17 protein-coding genes, 5 tRNA genes and 1 riboswitch are annotated in these 18,990 nt (G+C 39.8%); of the genes, 19 read left to right on the top strand and 3 right to left on the bottom strand.

All coding sequences use genetic code 11. From position 1 onward, the window contains the following. Positions 1 to 222: 222 nt before the first annotated feature. From dnaG to guaA, 8 genes are all read left to right on the top strand, one after another. The gene (gene dnaG / locus ABID56_RS02630) at positions 223 to 2,052 is read left to right on the top strand and encodes a DNA primase (RefSeq protein ID WP_354219037.1); all 1,830 of its coding nucleotides are present in this window, start codon (positions 223 to 225) and stop codon (positions 2,050 to 2,052) included. Between the two features lie 26 nt (positions 2,053 to 2,078). Continuing rightward, on the top strand, positions 2,079 to 3,230 hold the full coding sequence (rpoD, locus tag ABID56_RS02625) for an RNA polymerase sigma factor RpoD (protein WP_354219035.1): 1,152 nt from the start codon (positions 2,079 to 2,081) through the stop codon (positions 3,228 to 3,230). 24 nt (positions 3,231 to 3,254) lie between these two features. Further along, on the top strand, positions 3,255 to 3,803 hold the full coding sequence (locus ABID56_RS02620; RefSeq protein WP_354219033.1) for a hypothetical protein: 549 nt from the start codon (positions 3,255 to 3,257) through the stop codon (positions 3,801 to 3,803). Positions 3,804 to 3,902: 99 nt separating this feature from the next. After that, positions 3,903 to 4,265 (top strand): cytochrome c550, encoded by a 363-nt coding sequence (cccA, locus tag ABID56_RS02615; RefSeq protein WP_354219031.1) that lies wholly within the window; start codon positions 3,903 to 3,905, stop codon positions 4,263 to 4,265. Positions 4,266 to 4,355: 90 nt separating this feature from the next. Further along, positions 4,356 to 5,051 carry a tRNA (adenine(22)-N(1))-methyltransferase gene (locus ABID56_RS02610; RefSeq protein ID WP_354219029.1) on the top strand — a complete coding sequence of 232 codons (696 nt, stop codon included), beginning with the start codon at positions 4,356 to 4,358 and terminating at the stop codon, positions 5,049 to 5,051. Next, a complete protein-coding gene (locus ABID56_RS02605; protein ID WP_354219027.1) occupies positions 5,051 to 6,175 on the top strand; it encodes a Nif3-like dinuclear metal center hexameric protein in 1,125 nt (374 codons plus the stop codon). The genes ABID56_RS02610 and ABID56_RS02605 overlap by 1 nt, the downstream gene beginning before the upstream one ends. A gap of 155 nt (positions 6,176 to 6,330) precedes the next feature. Next, positions 6,331 to 7,794, top strand: a complete 1,464-nt coding sequence (gene guaB / locus ABID56_RS02600; protein ID WP_354219312.1) for an IMP dehydrogenase — start codon at positions 6,331 to 6,333, stop codon at positions 7,792 to 7,794. 22 nt (positions 7,795 to 7,816) lie between these two features. After that, positions 7,817 to 7,918: riboswitch (purine riboswitch) on the top strand. Positions 7,919 to 7,994: 76 nt separating this feature from the next. After that, positions 7,995 to 9,533 carry a glutamine-hydrolyzing GMP synthase gene (gene guaA / locus ABID56_RS02595; protein WP_354219025.1) on the top strand — a complete coding sequence of 513 codons (1,539 nt, stop codon included), beginning with the start codon at positions 7,995 to 7,997 and terminating at the stop codon, positions 9,531 to 9,533. A gap of 44 nt (positions 9,534 to 9,577) precedes the next feature. Here guaA and ABID56_RS02590 read toward each other — a convergent pair whose 3' ends face one another. Continuing rightward, positions 9,578 to 10,537: a 4-hydroxy-3-methylbut-2-enyl diphosphate reductase gene (locus ABID56_RS02590; protein ID WP_354219023.1), complete on the bottom strand. Its 960-nt coding sequence runs from the start codon at positions 10,535 to 10,537 to the stop codon at positions 9,578 to 9,580. Between the two features lie 139 nt (positions 10,538 to 10,676). Here ABID56_RS02590 and ABID56_RS02585 point away from each other — a divergent pair, with 139 nt between their 5' ends. Together ABID56_RS02585 and ABID56_RS02580 are read left to right on the top strand one after the other, a co-directional pair. Continuing rightward, positions 10,677 to 12,005, top strand: a complete 1,329-nt coding sequence (locus ABID56_RS02585; RefSeq protein ID WP_354219021.1) for a DEAD/DEAH box helicase — start codon at positions 10,677 to 10,679, stop codon at positions 12,003 to 12,005. Next, positions 12,006 to 12,899, top strand: a complete 894-nt coding sequence (locus tag ABID56_RS02580) for a deoxyribonuclease IV (protein WP_354219019.1) — start codon at positions 12,006 to 12,008, stop codon at positions 12,897 to 12,899. Between the two features lies 1 nt (position 12,900). Here ABID56_RS02580 and ABID56_RS02575 read toward each other — a convergent pair whose 3' ends face one another. Further along, positions 12,901 to 13,173 (bottom strand): DUF2624 family protein, encoded by a 273-nt coding sequence (locus tag ABID56_RS02575; protein WP_354219017.1) that lies wholly within the window; start codon positions 13,171 to 13,173, stop codon positions 12,901 to 12,903. A gap of 159 nt (positions 13,174 to 13,332) precedes the next feature. Here ABID56_RS02575 and ABID56_RS02570 point away from each other — a divergent pair, with 159 nt between their 5' ends. Both ABID56_RS02570 and ABID56_RS02565 read left to right on the top strand, forming a co-directional pair. Next, a complete protein-coding gene (locus ABID56_RS02570; protein WP_354219015.1) occupies positions 13,333 to 14,037 on the top strand; it encodes a lytic transglycosylase domain-containing protein in 705 nt (234 codons plus the stop codon). Between the two features lie 67 nt (positions 14,038 to 14,104). Next, positions 14,105 to 14,539, top strand: coding sequence for a hypothetical protein (locus tag ABID56_RS02565; protein ID WP_354219013.1), 435 nt, complete (start codon positions 14,105 to 14,107; stop codon positions 14,537 to 14,539). A 42-nt stretch (positions 14,540 to 14,581) separates the two neighbouring features. Here the strand turns inward: ABID56_RS02565 and ispG are convergent, their stop codons facing one another. Continuing rightward, complete coding sequence (gene ispG, locus ABID56_RS02560) at positions 14,582 to 15,685, bottom strand: flavodoxin-dependent (E)-4-hydroxy-3-methylbut-2-enyl-diphosphate synthase (protein ID WP_354219011.1); 1,104 nt, start codon at positions 15,683 to 15,685, stop codon at positions 14,582 to 14,584. Positions 15,686 to 15,829: 144 nt separating this feature from the next. Between ispG and ABID56_RS02555 the strand changes: the two genes are divergently transcribed. The 7 genes from ABID56_RS02555 to ABID56_RS02525 all read left to right on the top strand — a co-directional run bounded on the left by ABID56_RS02555 (position 15,830) and on the right by ABID56_RS02525 (position 18,855). Further along, complete coding sequence (locus ABID56_RS02555; protein ID WP_354219009.1) at positions 15,830 to 16,462, top strand: NfeD family protein; 633 nt, start codon at positions 15,830 to 15,832, stop codon at positions 16,460 to 16,462. A 175-nt stretch (positions 16,463 to 16,637) separates the two neighbouring features. Next, positions 16,638 to 18,272 carry a Na/Pi cotransporter family protein gene (locus ABID56_RS02550; protein ID WP_354219007.1) on the top strand — a complete coding sequence of 545 codons (1,635 nt, stop codon included), beginning with the start codon at positions 16,638 to 16,640 and terminating at the stop codon, positions 18,270 to 18,272. 135 nt (positions 18,273 to 18,407) lie between these two features. Continuing rightward, positions 18,408 to 18,479 (top strand) — tRNA-Asn (locus tag ABID56_RS02545). Between the two features lie 5 nt (positions 18,480 to 18,484). Continuing rightward, a tRNA-Met gene (locus ABID56_RS02540) sits at positions 18,485 to 18,558 on the top strand. Between the two features lie 26 nt (positions 18,559 to 18,584). Further along, positions 18,585 to 18,660 (top strand) — tRNA-His (locus ABID56_RS02535). A 7-nt stretch (positions 18,661 to 18,667) separates the two neighbouring features. Continuing rightward, positions 18,668 to 18,744: transfer RNA gene (locus ABID56_RS02530), tRNA-Ile, on the top strand. 21 nt (positions 18,745 to 18,765) lie between these two features. Further along, positions 18,766 to 18,855 (top strand) — tRNA-Ser (locus tag ABID56_RS02525). The last annotated feature ends 135 nt before the right edge of the window (positions 18,856 to 18,990 follow it).

The following is an 18,990-nucleotide window of genomic DNA, read 5'->3' as shown; positions in this document are numbered from 1 at the left end:
GATTTCTTTTGAAATGAAGTCGATTTCATAGTATGAATTTTAAACAAACTAATGGCGTTAAAACGATTTTTAGGTTATAATGCATACTTGTGGTGAATTTACTCGTAGATTGTCCCTCGGAAATTGCGATAATAAATTTAAATCTATAAAAACTATTGTAAACTGTCGATTTTTGAAGGGATTTAAAAACTTCTATCGAATAAATGATATATGGTGATGTATATGCAACAAAAAATCCCTGAAGAATTAATAGATCAAATCATGTCACAAAACGATATTGTCGATGTGATTGGTGAGCATATACAGCTTACGCATAAAGGCCGAAATTATTTTGGCCTTTGTCCTTTTCACGGTGAAAATACACCGTCATTTTCTGTTTCTCCTGATAAACAAATATTTCATTGCTTCGGTTGTGGCAAAGGTGGCAATGTCATTAAGTTTTTAATGGAGTTGGACTCTTTATCCTTTGTTGAAGCTGTCCAAGCCCTTGCAAAACGAAGTGGCGAGACGATTCCAGATGAATATGTGCCATCATCTGCTGAATCATCTATATCAGAGTCAGAACAGTCTGCGATTGACGCTTATGAATGGGCAGGACGATTATTTCATCATGTTCTTCGTTATACAGAAGATGGGCAAGAAGCCTATCAATATTTAAATGATAGAGGATTTACAGACGATGATATCGAAGAGTTTCAAATAGGTTACTCACCGTTAAAGGACCAGTTTTTAACATCCTTTTTAGAACAAAAGGGCTTTGACCTACAAAGCTTAGCTAGTATAGGTTTACTTAGCCAGCGTGACGGGAATATCTTCAATGACCGGTTTAAAGGTCGAGTCATTTTTCCTATCCGTAATCATCAAGGTAAAATAGTCGGTTTCGGTGGTCGCGCAGTAGAAGAAGGGGTTGAACCTAAGTATTTAAACAGCCCTGATTCTAAGCTTTTCCAAAAAGGAAAGTTATTATACAACTTTCATGCCGCGCGAAAAGTAGCTCAAAAAGAAAATGAAATTATTTTGTTCGAAGGATATGCTGATGTTATTAAAGCTCATCAAGCAGGTGTACAACATGGTGTAGCAACGTTAGGGACAAGCCTAACAGAATCACAAGCTCACTTGTTAAAACGTTATGTTTCAAAAGTGATTATTTGTTATGACGGTGATCAAGCCGGGCGTGAGGCGAGTAAACGAGCGGCTGACATGCTACAGCAAGTTGGGTTGGATGTATTAATTGCCAACACACCGTATCAGATGGATCCAGATGACTTTATTCAATCGTACGGCGCCGATAAATTTCAAAACCAAGTGTTGGGTACTGCTGAGACATACGTGACGTTCATGTTGAACCATCTCAAAAAAGACTACAACTTACACGTACAAAGTGATCAATTTGAGTATATTGAAAAGGCTCTCGATTTAATCGCTACAGTTGATCATGCAGTGGAACGTGATGTCTATTTAAAACAGTTGGTTCAAGATTTAGGAGTGCAGCGTGATTCGTTAGATGAAGAAATTGCTGAACGTCGGAGAATAAATGAACGGCGTGATGAACAAGCTAAACGTGCTAGAACGGAATCGCAACGAACTCAGACACGTCAACAAAAAACTGAAATATTTCCCGCATATCAAAATGCTGAGCGTTATTTGATCGCTCATATGTTACAGAATCAATATGTCGCTGAACAAGTCCAAGAACGTCTAGGCTCAAAATTTAACATGCAGGAACATCAAGTGTTAGTCACTTATTTGTACGCATATTATGAGGAAGGGAATGAGCCGGATGTCAGTCGATTCATGGAACGCTTGCCTGATGATGACGTAAAGCAACTCGTCGCATCGTTAGCGTTATTACCAATCCATGACACAATAGAGAGAGAAGAACTTGATGATTATTTATTTGCCATACTAAAAGAAGCTGATGTGGATCAAGAAATTCGATCATTAGAAACAATGCTAAAAAATGCTGAAAAGGAAAATGATCCGAAGTCGGCAGCTCGAATAGGTATGAAAATACTTGAATTGAGAAAGAAAAGTAATAAATCCAAGCTATAGCAATCAGTTTGGAAGGAGGGGTACCAATGGCTGAAAAGCCGATCGAATCTCAAGAAGAACAACAACAGCAGACTCAAAACCAAGAACAAGGTGACGAGCAAGAGTTAACGTTAGATCAAACGAAAGAACAATTACTTGAAACTGGTAAAAAGCGAGGCGTCCTCGTTTATGAAGAAATCGCTGATAAATTAGGTCATTTTGATTTAGACTCAGAGCAAATGGATGACTTTTATGAACAATTAGCTGATCAAGGTATTGATATTATTGGCGAAAACGACGACCCTAAGTTGCAAAACATTACAAAAGAAGAAGAATTAGACCTAACAGACTTAAGTGTGCCTCCAGGTGTTAAAATTAACGACCCTGTTCGTATGTACCTTAAAGAAATTGGTCGTGTTGATCTCTTATCTGCAGATGAGGAGATTGAACTAGCGAACCGAATTGAACAAGGTGATGAAGAAGCTAAGCGTCGTTTATCTGAAGCCAACTTGCGACTAGTCGTGAGTATTGCGAAGCGTTATGTCGGTCGAGGCATGTTATTCCTTGATTTGATCCAAGAAGGTAATATGGGCTTGATTAAAGCTGTTGAAAAGTTCGACTACCGTAAAGGGTTTAAATTTAGTACGTATGCGACATGGTGGATTAGACAAGCCATTACACGTGCAATTGCTGACCAAGCGCGTACAATTCGTATTCCAGTGCATATGGTTGAAACGATTAACAAATTAATCCGTGTTCAACGTCAATTATTGCAGGATTTAGGTCGTGAACCAACACCTGAAGAGATTGCTGAAGAAATGGATTTAACACCTGATAAAGTACGAGAAATCTTGAAGATTGCTCAAGAACCCGTCTCCTTAGAAACACCAATTGGCGAAGAAGATGATTCACATTTAGGTGACTTTATCGAAGACCAAGAAGCAACGTCACCATCGGATCACGCAGCTTATGAGTTGCTAAAAGAACAACTTGAAGATGTGTTAGATACGTTAACTGACCGCGAGGAAAACGTCCTACGTCTACGTTTTGGTTTAGATGATGGAAGAACACGCACACTTGAAGAGGTTGGTAAAGTATTTGGCGTCACGAGAGAACGAATTCGTCAAATCGAAGCTAAAGCATTGCGTAAGTTGAGACACCCAAGTCGTAGTAAACGATTAAAAGACTTTCTTGAGTAACCTCTCCAATCTCGGAGGTGCAACATGGGGAATGATGATCGAAAACAGGTAATTATTGATGAAATAAAACATTGGAAAAAATCCAAGCTTTTACCAGCTGAATATTGTGATTTTTTACTTGCTCTTTATACGTTTGGGGAAGGTGTAGAAGAAGAAAATGATCAGTCTGTTAAGAAGAAGAATCGTAAACAAGCGTTGATTTATTTAGACGTGATCTTTCTTCTCCTTCTTCTTCCTGCTTCATTATTGATGTCAGTCGTGGTTGAACTTAATGTCGCCGTTGATTTATCGTTATCTGTATTAATACTCATTATATTAATCGGCCATGTCTATTGGTTTAGACGACGTGCGAGTTCGATGATACACATTCCAGTTATGCTTGTTTTTTTAGTATTACTCATAAGTTCAATATCGTTTATCAACACATTATACGGGCAAGGTATGTTACTTAATGGTGTGATAGCGGTTCACTGTGTGTTATGGGTTATTATTGGGATATATTGGCGCTATTATTATTTAACAGCTTCCGGCATTGTTGGGATTATGTTATTAGCGTCAATGATTTTTTTATAATAATTTCACATTTTTGCCCTTTCCGTTATGCTATTTTTGAAGTAAAATAAATATAGCTGAAAGATACATATTTATGGTCACTTAAGGAGGATGAATTCGATGAGCAGAAATCCAATTGTACCATTTGCTACGATTGCGGTTTTAGGTATTATAGCCATTATAGTTATGAGTGGCGTTGGCTTAAGTCAAATGCAAAATGCTGATGAATCTGATGGTGAAGAACAAACGGAAGAGTCAGCAGAAAACCCTGAAGCATACTACGAGAATAATTGTATGTCATGTCACGGTGGTAACTTAGAAGGTGGGACTGGCCCTTCTCTTCAAAATGTTAGTGATGATTACTCTGTTGAAGAATTACAAGATATTATCGCGAACGGTGTAGAAGGAAGCCCGCTAATGACAGGTAACTATGCTAATGATGAGCAAGCGCAAATGTTAGCTGAATGGTTATCTGAACAGTAAGGATATGAATGATAAGTCCAGGAGCATGTTTGTAATGTACATACAGACAATCGTTTCTGGGCTTTTTACTTTTAACAAAGGGGAACCTACATGAAACAGTCCGTCTTATCTCAACGATTAACTCAAGTTAAACAATTAATACCGCATGACACCAAAGTTTTAGCTGATATCGGATCAGATCATGCTCAATTACCTTGTTATATTTGCCTCGAACGACCGTCAATGAAAGCAATTGCAGGTGAAGTGAATGAAGGTCCGAAACAAGCAGCCATAAATCAAGTAACCCAATTTGGTTTATCTGACCAAATCGATGTAAGGCTTGGTGATGGCTTATCGGTCATTGAACGAGGTGAAGCGGATTGCATCACAATTGCTGGAATGGGTGGCTCACTCATTTCTTCCATATTAACAGATGGTCAAGACAAACTTTCAGGTGACGAATTACTTATATTGCAACCTAATATTGATGCAAACCTCATCCGCCGTTTTGCAGTCGACAATCAATTTGTCATTAACTATGAAACCGTTTTGCAAGAAGATGGTTATTATTATGAAATCTTAGTATTAACTAAAAGCGCACAACCAGTCAACTACACAGAGCGTGAACTTTACCTTGGACCTCTCATGTTGCAACAACCGAATCAAGCGTTTCGGGAAAAATGGTCATCGGTATACCAGAATCAACAAGATATTATTCAAAATATGAAACAAGCGAAGGTGCCTAACCAAGAAAAAATTGAACAATTTGAACAAGAATTACATTGGATTAAGGAGGCGTTATCGTAATGGCACAAACAACTGCAAATGATATTATTAAGTTATTGGAATCTTTTGCACCGAAAAAACTCGCATTTGATGGGGATCCGATTGGTTTACAAGTTGGTGATCTTAATCAACCTGTTAACCGTGTCATGATAGCATTAGACGTTTTAGAGGGTGTCGTCGATGAAGCGATCGAAAAAGATATCGATTTAATCATTGCTCATCACCCGCTTATTTTTAAACCGTTAAAAACAGTGGATTTAAACAGTGAAAAAGGGAAAATCGTTCAAAAGCTCATTCAACATCAAATAACAGTGTACGCCGCGCATACCAATCTAGATATAGCTCAAGGAGGCGTTAATGATTGGTTAATGTCACAGCTAAATCTTAAGTCTGACGATGTTGTGGTACCGACAGAACAAGAATCACTGTATAAAATCGTCGTCTTTGTCCCAACATCTCATGAAGATGAAGTGCGTGATGCCTTATCTGAAGCTGGTGCAGGTCATATTGGCAATTATAGCCATTGTACGTTTAATAGCGAAGGATATGGCACCTTTAAACCTCAAGAAGGTACTGACCCATATATCGGGTCTGCAGGAGAATTGGAAAAAGTGAACGAAATACGCTTGGAAACAGTCGTATCTGAAGGACGTTTAAATGAAACGATTACGAAAGCGACTGATGCCCATCCATACGAAGAAATGGCATATGATGTCTATCCGTTAAACTTATCAGGTGAAACATATGGGCTCGGTCGTATCGGAACACTGTCTGAGGCGACGACGCTCGAACAGTTCGCGCAAGCAGTCAAACATGCGTTTAATGTTCCGCAGTTAAGGTTTGTTGGTCGTCCAGACAAAAAGGTTAAAAAGGTAGCCGTTATTGGTGGTGATGGCAATAAATTTATTCAACAGGCTAAACGTCAAGGGGCTGACGTATTGATCACAGGCGATGTCTATTACCACACAGCACATGATGCATTAGGGATCGGCTTAGCGATGATTGATCCAGGTCACCATATTGAACAAATCGTGAAGTCAGAATTAAAACGTGAACTTGAAAATCGTGCCAGTGCTAAACATGGTCATGTTGAATTCATCTCCTCTAACCAGGTCACTGAACCGTTTCAGTTTTTAAATACGTAATGCATGAATTTTTCAAATCTTTTTACTTGTCTTCATGTCATTGACATGGTCTGATGCGATTGTTAATCTACTTTTAATATTTGCATATCAATCAATAGCTCATGATACTAACGAGTTGAAAAAAATGCAATAGGTGAAAAGGAGATGTGTTAATCGTGTGGGAAGACAAATTTAAAAAAGAAGGATTGACGTTTGATGATGTATTGTTATTACCTGCTGAATCAAATGTCGTGCCGAAAGATGTTGATGTCTCAACGACATTAACAGACACGTTGAAGCTGAAAATGCCGTTGATTAGTTCGGGAATGGACACGGTCACCGAAGCAGATATGGCAATCGCCATGGCTCGCCAAGGTGGTTTAGGTGTTATACACAAAAACATGTCGATTGAAGAACAGGCAGACCAAGTTGACAAAGTGAAACGGTCTGAACGTGGTGTTATTACTGATCCGTTTTACTTAACACCTGATCACCAAGTGTTTGATGCTGAGTATTTAATGGGTAAGTATCGTATTTCAGGTGTTCCGATTGTCAATAACGAAGATGACCGTAAGTTAGTTGGCATTATTACGAATCGGGATTTGCGTTTTATTGTTGATTATTCAATGCCGATCAACGATGTCATGACGAAGGAACGCTTGGTGACATCATCTGTTGATACAACGTTAGATCAGGCGGAACAAATTCTTCAACAACACCGTATCGAAAAACTGCCTCTTGTGGATGAGGATAATGTTTTAAAAGGCCTTATCACGATAAAAGACATTGAAAAAGATGTGGAATACCCAAGTTCTGCAGTTGATCAAGCTGGCCGTTTGCTCGTCGCTGCAGCGGTTGGCGTGTCGGGTGATACAACACGACGCACAGAACAGTTGGTCCAAGCTGGTGTTGATGCGTTAGTGATTGATACAGCGCATGGTCATTCGCAAGGTGTGCTCGATACGATTCATATGATTCGTCACACTTACCCAAGTGTCAATATCATTGCAGGTAATGTGGCAACGGCTGAAGGTACAAAGGCGTTAATTGATGCTGGTGCTGATGTGATTAAAGTCGGAATCGGACCTGGGTCAATTTGTACAACACGCGTCGTTGCTGGTGTAGGCGTTCCTCAAATAACAGCCGTCTATGATTGTGCGACAAAAGCTCGTCAACATAATGTGCCAATTATTGCAGATGGTGGCATTAAATATTCCGGTGACATCGTTAAAGCATTAGCAGCAGGCGGTCATGCGGTTATGCTCGGTAGTGCATTAGCGGGTACAACCGAAAGTCCTGGTCATGTCGAGATTCATCAAGGCCGTCGATTTAAAGTCTATCGCGGCATGGGGTCTGTTGCTTCTATGGAACAAGGAAGTAAGGATCGCTATTTCCAAGAAGAAGCGAAGAAATTTGTTCCAGAAGGTATTGAAGGCCGTGTAGACTATAAAGGAGCCGTTGCTGATACACTCTTTCAAATGATCGGTGGTGTTCGTTCTGGTATGGGGTATTGCGGTACGCCTCATTTATCGTCTTTACGTGAACAAGCACAATTCGTAAAAATTACAGGAGCAGGCCTACGTGAAAGTCATCCACATGATGTACAAGTAACGAAAGAGGCACCTAATTATTCTGTTTAATATCACATACACGATTAACAATTTAATACAATAATGAAACTTTCATATATACTTACGAATAAGGCGTAAGTGTTTCTACCAAGTTGCCTTAAACAACTGGACTATGAAGGCAGGTTAATTGATACAATTCTGCCTTCATGTGAACGATGAAGTGGAGTTGTATTTTTTTGTTAATTGAATATCGGATAAGGAGTATGAACATGACGACGATTCAAGAAAAGATCATTGTATTAGATTTTGGTAGCCAGTATAATCAATTAATTACGAGACGTTTGCGTGAAGTCGGGGTTTATAGTGAATTGCACCCGAATAACATCACGGCAAATGAACTGAAAGAGATGAACCCGAAAGGCATTATTTTGTCAGGCGGTCCAGGAAGTGTTTATGATGACCATGCATCGCAGCTAGACCCTGCTATTTATGAGTTGGGAGTACCTATTTTAGGGATTTGTTATGGTATGCAAGTCATGGCTAAGCAATTAGGTGGGGATGTGACGAAAGCAACCAACCGAGAGTACGGTAAAGCGTCAATTGACATCCAACAGTCGTCAGCATTATTTAATGGCTTACCACATCAGCAACGCGTCTGGATGAGTCATGGTGATTTGGTGACAGATGTGCCTGAAGGTTTTGTTGTGAATGCGACGAATGAATCGTGTCCGATCGCTTCATTTAGCAATCAAGATAAGCAATTTTATGGGGTGCAATTTCATCCAGAAGTCAATCATACTGAACACGGCAATGATATGTTAAAACAATTTGTCTATGATGTTTGTGGGTGTGTTGGCGAGTGGACAATGGACCATGTCGTCGATATGCAAATTGAACAAATTAGAGACGAAGTGCAAGGTCGAAACGTGTTATGTGCCTTAAGTGGTGGTGTAGATTCGTCAGTTGTCGCCGTGTTGTTGCATAAAGCAATCGGAGATCAGTTAACCTGTATTTTTGTTGATCACGGTTTACTTAGAAAACAAGAAGCTGACGACGTCATGACGATGTTTGAAGATGGCTTTAACATGAATGTGATTAAAGTCGATGCCCAAGATCGATTTTTATCGAAGTTAGCTGGTGTTTCGGATCCGGAACAAAAACGAAAAATTATCGGTAATGAATTTATTGAAGTCTTTGATGAGCAAGCGGATCAATTAACGAATATTGATTATTTAGCGCAAGGGACGCTTTATACAGATATTATCGAAAGTGGCACGGAAACAGCTCAAACAATTAAGTCGCACCATAACGTCGGTGGTTTGCCTGAGCAAATGAATTTAGACTTGATCGAACCACTTAAAGCGCTATTTAAAGACGAAGTTCGTCGTTTAGGTGAACAATTAGGGATTCCAGAGCATATTGTATGGCGTCAACCGTTTCCTGGTCCAGGTTTAGGGATTCGTGTATTAGGTGATATTACCGAAGATAAATTGGAGATTGTACGCGAATCAGATGCTATATTACGAGAAGAGATCAAATGGAATGATTTAGAGCGTGATGTGTGGCAATATTTCACCGTTTTACCGGGCATTCAAAGTGTGGGGGTACAAGGTGACGAACGCTCGTATAATCATACGGTCGCGATTCGTGCTGTTACGTCAGTTGATGGGATGACTTCCGACTGGGCGAGGTTACCGTGGGACGTGTTAGAAAAAATCTCAAATCGAATTACGAATGAAGTCAATCAAGTGAACCGAGTCGTCTATGATATCACGAGCAAGCCACCTTCCACGATTGAATGGGAGTAAGGTTAGAAAAATGCCGGCCTACATTGGAGTAGACCGGCATTTTTTTATGCACGTTTTTTCGGTTTTACTTTTGGCAATATTTTTTGTCTTGTCACTTTACTCGTTAAATCCCATGTTTCTTGGTTGTCCGGGTCATATTCTTCTATAAACTTGATCACTTCTTTGGCAATTGGTGTTGGTGTTGATGCACCAGCTGTAACAGCAACTGTTTTACAGCCATCGAGCCAATCAAGATTGATCTCTGATACATCTGAAATGCGATAGGCTTCAGTTCCTGCTTTTTCTTTAGACACTTGCGCTAAACGATTGGAGTTATTACTTTTTGGGTCACCCACGACTAATGTTAAATCAGCATCTACCGCTTGTTCTGCAACCGCTTCTTGTCGGACTTGTGTGGCCATGCAGATTTCTTGTTCCATTTCGGTTTGTGGGTATTTCTCTTGTACTTTTAACATGGTGTCGTAAACATCCCATTGACTCATCGTTGTCTGATTTGTAACGAGAACTTTAGCATCACTCGGTAAATCTAAATCGTCTACTTCGTCTTCATCTTGGATGAGATGAACATGGTCTGGTGCAACACCGACAGCCCCTTCAGGCTCAGGATGTCCTCGCTTGCCGATATAAACAATTTCATATCCTTCGCTGACCCGGTCACGGATTAAGTCGTGTGTGCGCGTAACATCTGGACATGTAGCATCTAATACCGTTAAACCTTTCTCTTCAGCTACTTGTTTCACTTCAGGTGATACACCGTGAGCAGTGAAAACAACAGTACCTTCATCAATATCTTTTAATAATTCGTCACGTGTTTTATCTTTTCCATCTAGTGTGATCACACCTTCATCTTCAAATGCTTGTGTGACGTGACTATTGTGGACGATCATGCCTAGTATATAAATCGGACGTGGTAAGTTTTGGTCTTTTGCTGCATTACTTGCGATAACCATTGCATCCACCACACCGTAACAATATCCCCTTGGCGCAATTTTAATGACTTCCATGTCAACATGGCCTCCTCATAACTAACATCTCTAGTGTCATTATAATGGTTTTTATCGACTTTGACAAAATCTTTGAATGAGTAGCGTTGTTCGCTTGTGTCGTTTATAATATGAAGGGGAAGAAAAGGAGTTCGGTAAAATGAAACAGTATTTTCAATCATATGATTTATCGCAAAACATGTTACACATTGTGAATCAGTTAGGTTTTAAACATCCAACTGACATTCAACAGCGCGTTATTCCGCCTGCGTTGAAGCGACGAAATATCATCGGTCAGTCACAAACAGGGACTGGGAAGACGCATGCTTATTTAATTCCATTATTTGATCAGCTTGATTCGAGTCGTGATGAAACACAAACGTTAATTATCACACCGACACGTGAATTAGCGATGCAAATTTATGAAGAAGTGAAAACCATGATCAACTTAACAGATGAAGCATGGACATCCAAGCTCGTGATTGGTGGAACGGATAAACAACGATTAGAGCAAAAGCTACAACACCCCCCCCATATCATTGTCGGGACACCGGGACGTATATTAGATTTTATAGAAGAACAAACCATTAATCCGTCAACGGTCAGAAACGTTGTTATCGATGAAGCGGATTTGTTGATCGACTTAGGCTTAATTGAAGAAGTCGATAACGTGTTATACCGCATGCATGATGATGTACAAACATTAGTGTTTTCGGCAACCATTCCGAAAGGGTTGCAGCCGTTTTTAACAAAGTATTTAACGAATCCAGAACATATTCAAATTGATGAGCACGTGTTAAGTCCGGAACAGTTAGAGCACAGGTTAATACCATTAAAGCATCGTGAACCAGCAGCCGTGATTGAAGAAGCGTCTAAATTAATTCATCCGTATATTGCCTTGATATTTGTGAATAAAAAAGAACACGCCGATCAATTAGCGGACAGTTTACGTGACCGAGGACTTGATGTAGGTGTTATCCATGGAGGTCTAAAACCGCGAGAACGTAAACGGATGCTCAAAGATGTCAAAGCATTGCGCTATGAGTATATTGTCGCAACAGATCTCGCTGCACGCGGCATCGATATTCCAGGTGTCAGTCACGTATTTAATGCTGAGATTCCATTTGATGTGGAAAGTTATATTCACCGAGTTGGACGAACGGCCCGTGCCGGCTTAGAAGGAACAGCCGTCAGTTTGTATCATGACGATGATTTAACTGTGATCCAAGAATTAGAAGAACGCGGTATTACGTTTGAGAACTATGACATTAAAAACGGTGAATGGGTACCCGTTAAAAAATGGAATGAACGTAAACAGCGCGAAAAACAAGAGCAACAATTGGATCAACAAGCGTGGAAGAAAGTCAAAAAGCGCAAACAAGTTAAACCAGGTTATAAAAAGAAGATGAAGCAAGAAAAAGATAAATTTAAAAAAGACTTAAAACGTGATCAATATCGTAAAGGGAATCGTCAAAAGAGAGGAGACTAAATGATGAAATTAGGTTCACACGTATCAATGAGTGGGAAGAAGATGTTATTAGGTTCTAGTGAATCCGCCGTTTCATATGGTGCGAATACATTTATGATTTATACAGGTGCACCGCAAAATACAAAGCGGAAAGCGATCGACGAATTGAATATTGAAGCGGCAAAAGAACATATGGCTGAGCATGATATTGATGAGATTGTCATTCATGCGCCGTATATCATTAATATCGGTAATACGAATAAACCGGAAACATATGAGTTGGGGGTCGACTTCCTTCGTTCAGAAATCGAGCGTACAGAAGCAATCGGCGCTAAACAAATTGTCTTGCACCCAGGTTCACACGTTGGTGAAGGGGTAGACAAAGGGATTAACCAAATTATTAAAGGCTTAAATGATGTGTTTGAAGATAATCGTGACGTTCAAATCGCACTTGAAACGATGGCTGGTAAAGGGTCTGAAGTGGGGCGTTCATTTGAAGAAATTGCACAAATCATCGATGGCGTCACTCATAATGAGCGTTTATCCGTTTGTTTAGATACGTGTCACGTTCATGATGCTGGTTATGACATTGTCAATGACTTTGATGGTGTGTTGAAACAATTTGACGATATTATTGGCTTAGATCGATTAAAGGTCGTCCATGTCAACGATAGTAAAAATGAACGTGGCGCCCAAAAAGACCGCCACGAAAATATTGGCTTTGGCCATATTGGTTTTGATGCCCTTCATTATGTTGTTCACCATGATCAACTAAAAGATTTACCTAAAATTTTAGAAACACCATTTGTCGGGACTGATAAAAAGAACAAAAAACCGCCTTATCGTTTTGAAATCGATATGTTGACCAATGGTACCTTTGATCCTGACTTAAAAGACAAAATCATGAACCAATAACTTATAATAAGTGATTTAAGCCGTACTGATCAGCTAATGTTTTTAACAAATCAGCTGTGTCTTGCGCTGTTTTTGGACCAAATTGCTGTTCAATAAATTGAAATGTTTTTAATCGACCTTTTTCTTGAAAAGGGTCGATTTTTTTTTGATGAATGAAACGAATTAAAGCAGAAGCTTCTTGTTCATTTAACGGTATGTTGTATTTGTGACTATAATATACGATTTCTTCAGGTGTCGCTTGGTATAAACGGTTGAGAATCAATTCTTTAAACATTTAATTACTCCTTTCAAGCGTCAGATGTTTATTTGTATGCTGTAGCGGGAAGAATGTGTTTTGGAGTCGTTATAGTTGCTTCTATAGTCAAGTTTCGTTATGATACGACATTAGGGCAAGCTTTAAAACTAGTTATAAAGCTCTAGAAAGGATGTTTGAATGAAACTAAAGCATTATGCCTTGTTTTTCATGACGATCATGATCATTGTGACAGCATTCATTATTAATAATTTATATTACGAGCGAGCTATCGACCAATTAGAAGATGAAAATGATCGATTAAAAGAACAACAAGAAGTGTTAGCGTCTGAACAAGAGCCGATGAAAACGATGAGTTTAAATTGGGATTCAGATTTTTCTTACCAACATTGGGAGGAAATTGAGCGCCAAGCTAATAAAATGGTGAACAATAGTAACGGTGAGTTCAAGAAATCGTGGGCTCTGTTTTTAGTTCAAAAAGCGAATGCATATGGTATTGATCCATTTATCGTTTACGAATTATTGAAAGTCGAAACAGGTGACACATTTGATCCAGAGTTAGTAGGGCCGCCAACGCAATACGGTCATGCTTATGGCATGTCACAGTTTATGGAAAATACTGCGCCGTGGATAGCGGATATGGCCGATTTACCGTATGAAAAAGAATTGTTGTTTAATCCAACGTATAGCATTCAATTATCGATCGTGTATCTTGACCACTTATATGGCGAGTATGGTAATTGGGATGAGGCACTGACAGCTTACCATAGAGGTATTGGCGGATTAGAACAGTACCGAGCAAAAAATGGACATGCTGAAAGTTGGTATGCTGTAGAAATCCAGGAAAAAGCAGATGAAAACCGCAATGTCGCTTTTAATCAGTAAGGTTAATGAATAAATTAAACATTCCCTCACACACTATAGATAAGCTATAGAAAGTGAGGGAATGTTTATGAGCAACGACGACCAACATCCTAAAGATTATAGTAGTGGCGATAATTATTTTGAACAAAATAAAGGATTCAATCCAACGAATGATCCTTTAACTGGCGTAAGGCTTGCTGAGGATCGGGTAAACGAACGACACGAAGATGTTGAATTCAGTAGTGATGCAGCAACATTTAATCCTGATGAACTCGATAAAGAAAAGATTCAAAAAGAGGAAAAAGAAGCTCATTACGAAGAGCATGTTGATGCAGGTTGGGGCTGGATTGCACTAAGTGCTTCGTTTTTAGCATTTTTCGTATGGACATTTTTGTTTGCGACCGTTGGGGTTGTGATGGGAATTTACGCCAAACGTCGCGGAGCTGATTCGCTTGGTAATATAGCGATAGGAGCAGCCTTAGTAGCCGTTTTGATTCGACTATTCGTGTTTCCAATGATTTAGATAAAAGGACCCGCCATGAAATCATGACGGGTCCTTTTATATTTATACTTCTTGTTCTTCACGCTGTTTTTGATAATGTTCTTCTGCTAATTTGTCGACTTCTTTCTTAAGTTCATCAACCATAATATCTTCAGGCACTTTACGAATAATTTCGCCGTGTCTGAACAGTAGACCTTCACCACGAGCACCAGCTATACCAATATCAGCTTCACGAGCTTCACCAGGTCCGTTTACGGCACAGCCTAGCACGGCGACCTTAATTGGTGCTTTAATTTGTTGAATGTACTCCTCGACTTCATTTGCAATCGAAATGAGATCAATTTCAATCCGACCGCATGTTGGACAAGAAATTAATGTTGCGGCGTTGGATGCTAAACCAAATGATTTAAGCAACTCTTTGGCAACTTTTACTTCTTCAACAGGGTCTGCACTCAATGAAATTCTTAACGTACTTCCAATTCCTTTATTCAAAATAGCACCTAAACCAGCCGCGCTTTTAACGGTACCGGCAAATAATGTACCTGATTCTGTAATCCCTAAGTGAATCGGGTAAGAGATGTGTTCAGCTGCTTTTTCATAAGCTTCAATTGCTAAATGGATATCCGACGCTTTTAAGGACACGACAATATCGTGGAAGTCGAGCTCTTCAAGAATTTTAATGTGATGCAAGGCACTTTCCACCATAGCATCAGCTGTAGGATAACCGTATTTTTCGAGTAAATGGCGTTCTAATGAACCAGCGTTTACACCAATACGAATCGGAATGCCTTTTTCTTTTGCTGCATTGACTACAGCTTCGATTCGTTCGCGCTTACCAATGTTACCTGGGTTAATACGGATCTTGTCAGCGCCACCTTCAATCGCTTTTAACGCTAAGCGATAATCAAAGTGGATATCAACGACTAATGGAATGTTGATTTGTTTTTTAATTTCTGGAATCGCGTCAGCCGCTCGGTCATCTGGACAAGCAACACGAACAACTTGGCAGCCAGCTTCTTCTAATCGATGTATTTCATTTACAGTCGCTTCAACGTCATGTGTTTTCGTCGTTGTCATGGATTGGATAATGACATCGTCACGTCCTCCGATAACCACATTACCGACTCGGACAGGTCTTGTATCTTTACGATGTGTAATCGCAGACATGTATTCAACTCTCCTTTATTTGTGAAACAAGTTATTATTTTTTCATTCATCAGAATCATAACACATAATCAGTTTAACATGCTAACGATGAATCCTGCTATAATGATGATAAGTTAATAATTGTTTTGAAGGGGGAGCGTCGTTATGGAAAGCGTGTTAGGTCTTTTTTTACTGACAACGATCGCTATGTTTTTCTTTATCGGGGAATTACTCATTAAAATGCGTGGTATCGGAGCTATAATCGGTGTTTTAGCCATAGGAATGTATTTTTCGGCTCATTTATCAACTGGTGATCTTATTCTAGTTGCCATCGGATTTGCGGTTGGGCTAGGTATGATTGTGGCAGACGGTAAATTATTAAATGATGGTATTTTAGGGGTTATAGGGTTTGTCATCGTAACATTTTCTGTCGGATTTGCTGCACCAGATATGATGTCAGCTGCTTACAGTATATCAGGTGTCATTGTAGGTTCGTTAAGTAGCTTGTTGTTATTAAAAATTCGCCTATTGCCGAGACGTCAAATGTGGGGGAAGATGACGTTGCGCGATCAACTAACGAGTGAAAAAGGTTACAATTCAATGAATGAATCGTATCAAATGTTAGTAGGTTTAACCGGTCATACTGAAACGGTATTGCGACCAACAGGGACGATCACGATTCAAGATGAGCGATATGATGCTGTGTCACAAGCCCAATGGATAGAAAAAGGTGAAGCGATTAAAGTTGTCAGCGTCGATGGGACGAGAATATTAGTCGATCGTTTAGAACGGGATTAGTTAAGCATCATTGTAATAGGTATTCTATGCTGCGATCTTTTAAGTTTGTTAAGAATGTAAAGATTGTGTAAAGAATAGGTGAGAAGGGTTTACTTAATAACACTATCTTGGCACAATAGTTTTCTGCGATTTTCTACAAGAAATCACAAAAATTATAGATTTGGAGTGAGAAACAATGGATGGTCTTTCTGTTCAGGACATCGTATTTCAATTTATTGGTGGTTTAGCTATTTTCTTATTTGGTCTTAAATACATGAGTGATGGCTTACAGCGTTCAGCTGGTGATAAACTACGCGACATTTTAGACCGTTTTACGACAAACCCTTTTATGGGGCTGTTAGCTGGTATTATCGTAACTGTCCTATTGCAGTCCAGTTCAGCGACAACAGTTCTAGTTGTTGGTTTAGTTAATGCTGGGTTTATGACCCTAAGACAGTCGATTGGTGTTATTATTGGTGCGAATATCGGTACAACGGTTACAGCATTCATTATTGGTATTGATATTGAAGCATACGCCTTACCGATTATGGCTGTCGGTACTTTCTTATTATTCTTCTTCAAAAATAAGAAAGTAACGTATTTTGGTCAGACTGTATTCGGTTTTGGTGCGTTATTCTATGGTTTAAGCTTAATGGGTGAAGGTGTAAGTCCGCTTGAAAATTTACAAGCATTTGAAGATTTAACGGTAACTATGAGTGATATTCCAATCTTAGGTACAGCAATTGGTGCTATTTTCACAGTCAGTGTACAAAGTTCATCAGCAGCGATTGGCGTTCTGCAGTCCTTGTATGCTGAAAACGCGATTGAATTGGACGCAGCATTACCGGTTTTATTCGGTGATAATATTGGAACGACCATTACAGCTGTTTTTGCGGCGATCGGTTCAAGTGTCGCTGCTAAACGTGCTGCCGCATCACACGTTATTTTTAACGTTGTAGGTGCAACATTGTTCATTATATTACTTGCACCATTTACAGCATTAGTTGAATGGTTAGCAACATCATTATCATTAGGACCGAAAATGACGATTGCTTTTGCGCACGGAACGTTTAACTTAACGAACACGATTATTCAGTTCCCATTCATTGGTTTTATTGCATTCTTAGTGACGAAAATTGTTCCTGGTGAGGAGACCATGGTGGATGCGAAACCACAACACTTAGATCCGATCTTCTTATCACAATCACCGTCAATGGCAATTTACCAAGCGAAAAGCGAATCGCTCCACATGGGTCAATTAGCGATCAAAGGTTTAGAACAAACACGTGAATATTTAAACACAAATCAATCCAAACACTCTGAGATAGCTTATTCGTTTGAAGATGCGATTAACAACTTAGATAAGAAAATTACTAACTATTTAACACAAGTATCGAGTGAAGATATTAATGAAGCAGACAGTGCAACTCACTCCTCTGTCGTTGATATTGTCCGTGACATTGAACGAATCGGTGACCACTTTGAGAACATTATTGAGTTAAATGAGTATAGGATCGCAAATAAAGTTAATTTAACAGAGCAAGCAAATGAAGACCTGAACGAAATGTTTGATTTAACAATCGATACCGTCCAAAAAGCTATGCAGGCATATGAAACAGATGATGCTGAATTAGCGCGTAATGTCATGCGTAAAGAAAATGAAATCGATGAGATGGAGCGCACGTACCGTAAGAAACACATTATGCGTTTGAATGAAGGCAAGTGTACAGGTACGGCAGGTATCATCTTTGTTGATATCATCAGTAACTTAGAACGAATTGGTGACCATGCATTAAACATTGCACAAGAAGTGGATCAAGACAAAGAATAGTTATAATAAACAGGCTAAAGGGACGTCATCCTTTAGCCTGTTACATATTTTTTGTTTAAACGGTTAAACCCTGTTGACAAGCTGTTTGTCTCATGGTAAATTATATTTCGTCGCTGTTCTTAGCGATGAACTTATTCCAGCGTAGCTCAGAGGTAGAGCAGTTGGCTGTTAACCAATTGGTCGCAGGTTCGAATCCTGCCGCTGGAGTCAATGGCGGTGTAGCTCAGCTGGCGAGAGCGTACGGTTCATACCCGTGAGGTCGGGGGTTCGATTCCCTCCGCCGCTACTTTTACATAACAAGCAAGATTGATGGCGGCCGTGGCGAAGAGGTTAACGCACCGGATTGTGGCTCCGGCATTCGTGGGTTCGATTCCCACCGGTCGCCCCATTTAGACGGACCCTTAGCTCAGTTGGTTAGAGCTATCGGCTCATAACCGATCGGTCGCAGGTTCGAATCCTGCAGGGTCCACCATACTATTTCAAACTATTCTACGGAGGAGTACCCAAGTTCGGCTGAAGGGGGCGGTCTCGAAAACCGCTAGGGGCTTCACGGCCCGCGGGGGTTCGAATCCCTCCTCCTCCGCTTTCAAACAAGCTTAGACGCTAAGCTTGTTTTTTTATGTGACGAATTGTAATATTAAGTGCAACACCTAAAAAAAGCAACTCATAACAGTTTCGTGTAAAATGTAGATAACCACATCAAACATATACACGGAGG

Source organism: Alkalibacillus flavidus, from assembly GCF_040545925.1.
GTDB classification, from domain to species: Bacteria; Bacillota; Bacilli; order Bacillales; family Alkalibacillaceae; genus Alkalibacillus; species Alkalibacillus flavidus.
Note: the sequence above shows the minus strand (reverse complement) of the source record. Positions and strands in the feature narration are given on the sequence as shown.

Coding starts and splice junctions, on each gene's coding strand:
- dnaG (WP_354219037.1), top strand. CDS start 223: ATGCAACAAAAAATCCCTGAAGAATTAATAGATCAAATCATGTCACAA.
- rpoD (WP_354219035.1), top strand. CDS start 2,079: ATGGCTGAAAAGCCGATCGAATCTCAAGAAGAACAACAACAGCAGACT.
- ABID56_RS02620 (WP_354219033.1), top strand. CDS start 3,255: ATGGGGAATGATGATCGAAAACAGGTAATTATTGATGAAATAAAACAT.
- cccA (WP_354219031.1), top strand. CDS start 3,903: ATGAGCAGAAATCCAATTGTACCATTTGCTACGATTGCGGTTTTAGGT.
- ABID56_RS02610 (WP_354219029.1), top strand. CDS start 4,356: ATGAAACAGTCCGTCTTATCTCAACGATTAACTCAAGTTAAACAATTA.
- ABID56_RS02605 (WP_354219027.1), top strand. CDS start 5,051: ATGGCACAAACAACTGCAAATGATATTATTAAGTTATTGGAATCTTTT.
- guaA (WP_354219025.1), top strand. CDS start 7,995: ATGACGACGATTCAAGAAAAGATCATTGTATTAGATTTTGGTAGCCAG.
- ABID56_RS02590 (WP_354219023.1), bottom strand. CDS start 10,537: ATGGAAGTCATTAAAATTGCGCCAAGGGGATATTGTTACGGTGTGGTG.
- ABID56_RS02585 (WP_354219021.1), top strand. CDS start 10,677: ATGAAACAGTATTTTCAATCATATGATTTATCGCAAAACATGTTACAC.
- ABID56_RS02580 (WP_354219019.1), top strand. CDS start 12,006: ATGATGAAATTAGGTTCACACGTATCAATGAGTGGGAAGAAGATGTTA.
- ABID56_RS02575 (WP_354219017.1), bottom strand. CDS start 13,173: ATGTTTAAAGAATTGATTCTCAACCGTTTATACCAAGCGACACCTGAA.
- ABID56_RS02570 (WP_354219015.1), top strand. CDS start 13,333: ATGAAACTAAAGCATTATGCCTTGTTTTTCATGACGATCATGATCATT.
- ABID56_RS02565 (WP_354219013.1), top strand. CDS start 14,105: ATGAGCAACGACGACCAACATCCTAAAGATTATAGTAGTGGCGATAAT.
- ispG (WP_354219011.1), bottom strand. CDS start 15,685: ATGTCTGCGATTACACATCGTAAAGATACAAGACCTGTCCGAGTCGGT.
- ABID56_RS02555 (WP_354219009.1), top strand. CDS start 15,830: ATGGAAAGCGTGTTAGGTCTTTTTTTACTGACAACGATCGCTATGTTT.
- ABID56_RS02550 (WP_354219007.1), top strand. CDS start 16,638: ATGGATGGTCTTTCTGTTCAGGACATCGTATTTCAATTTATTGGTGGT.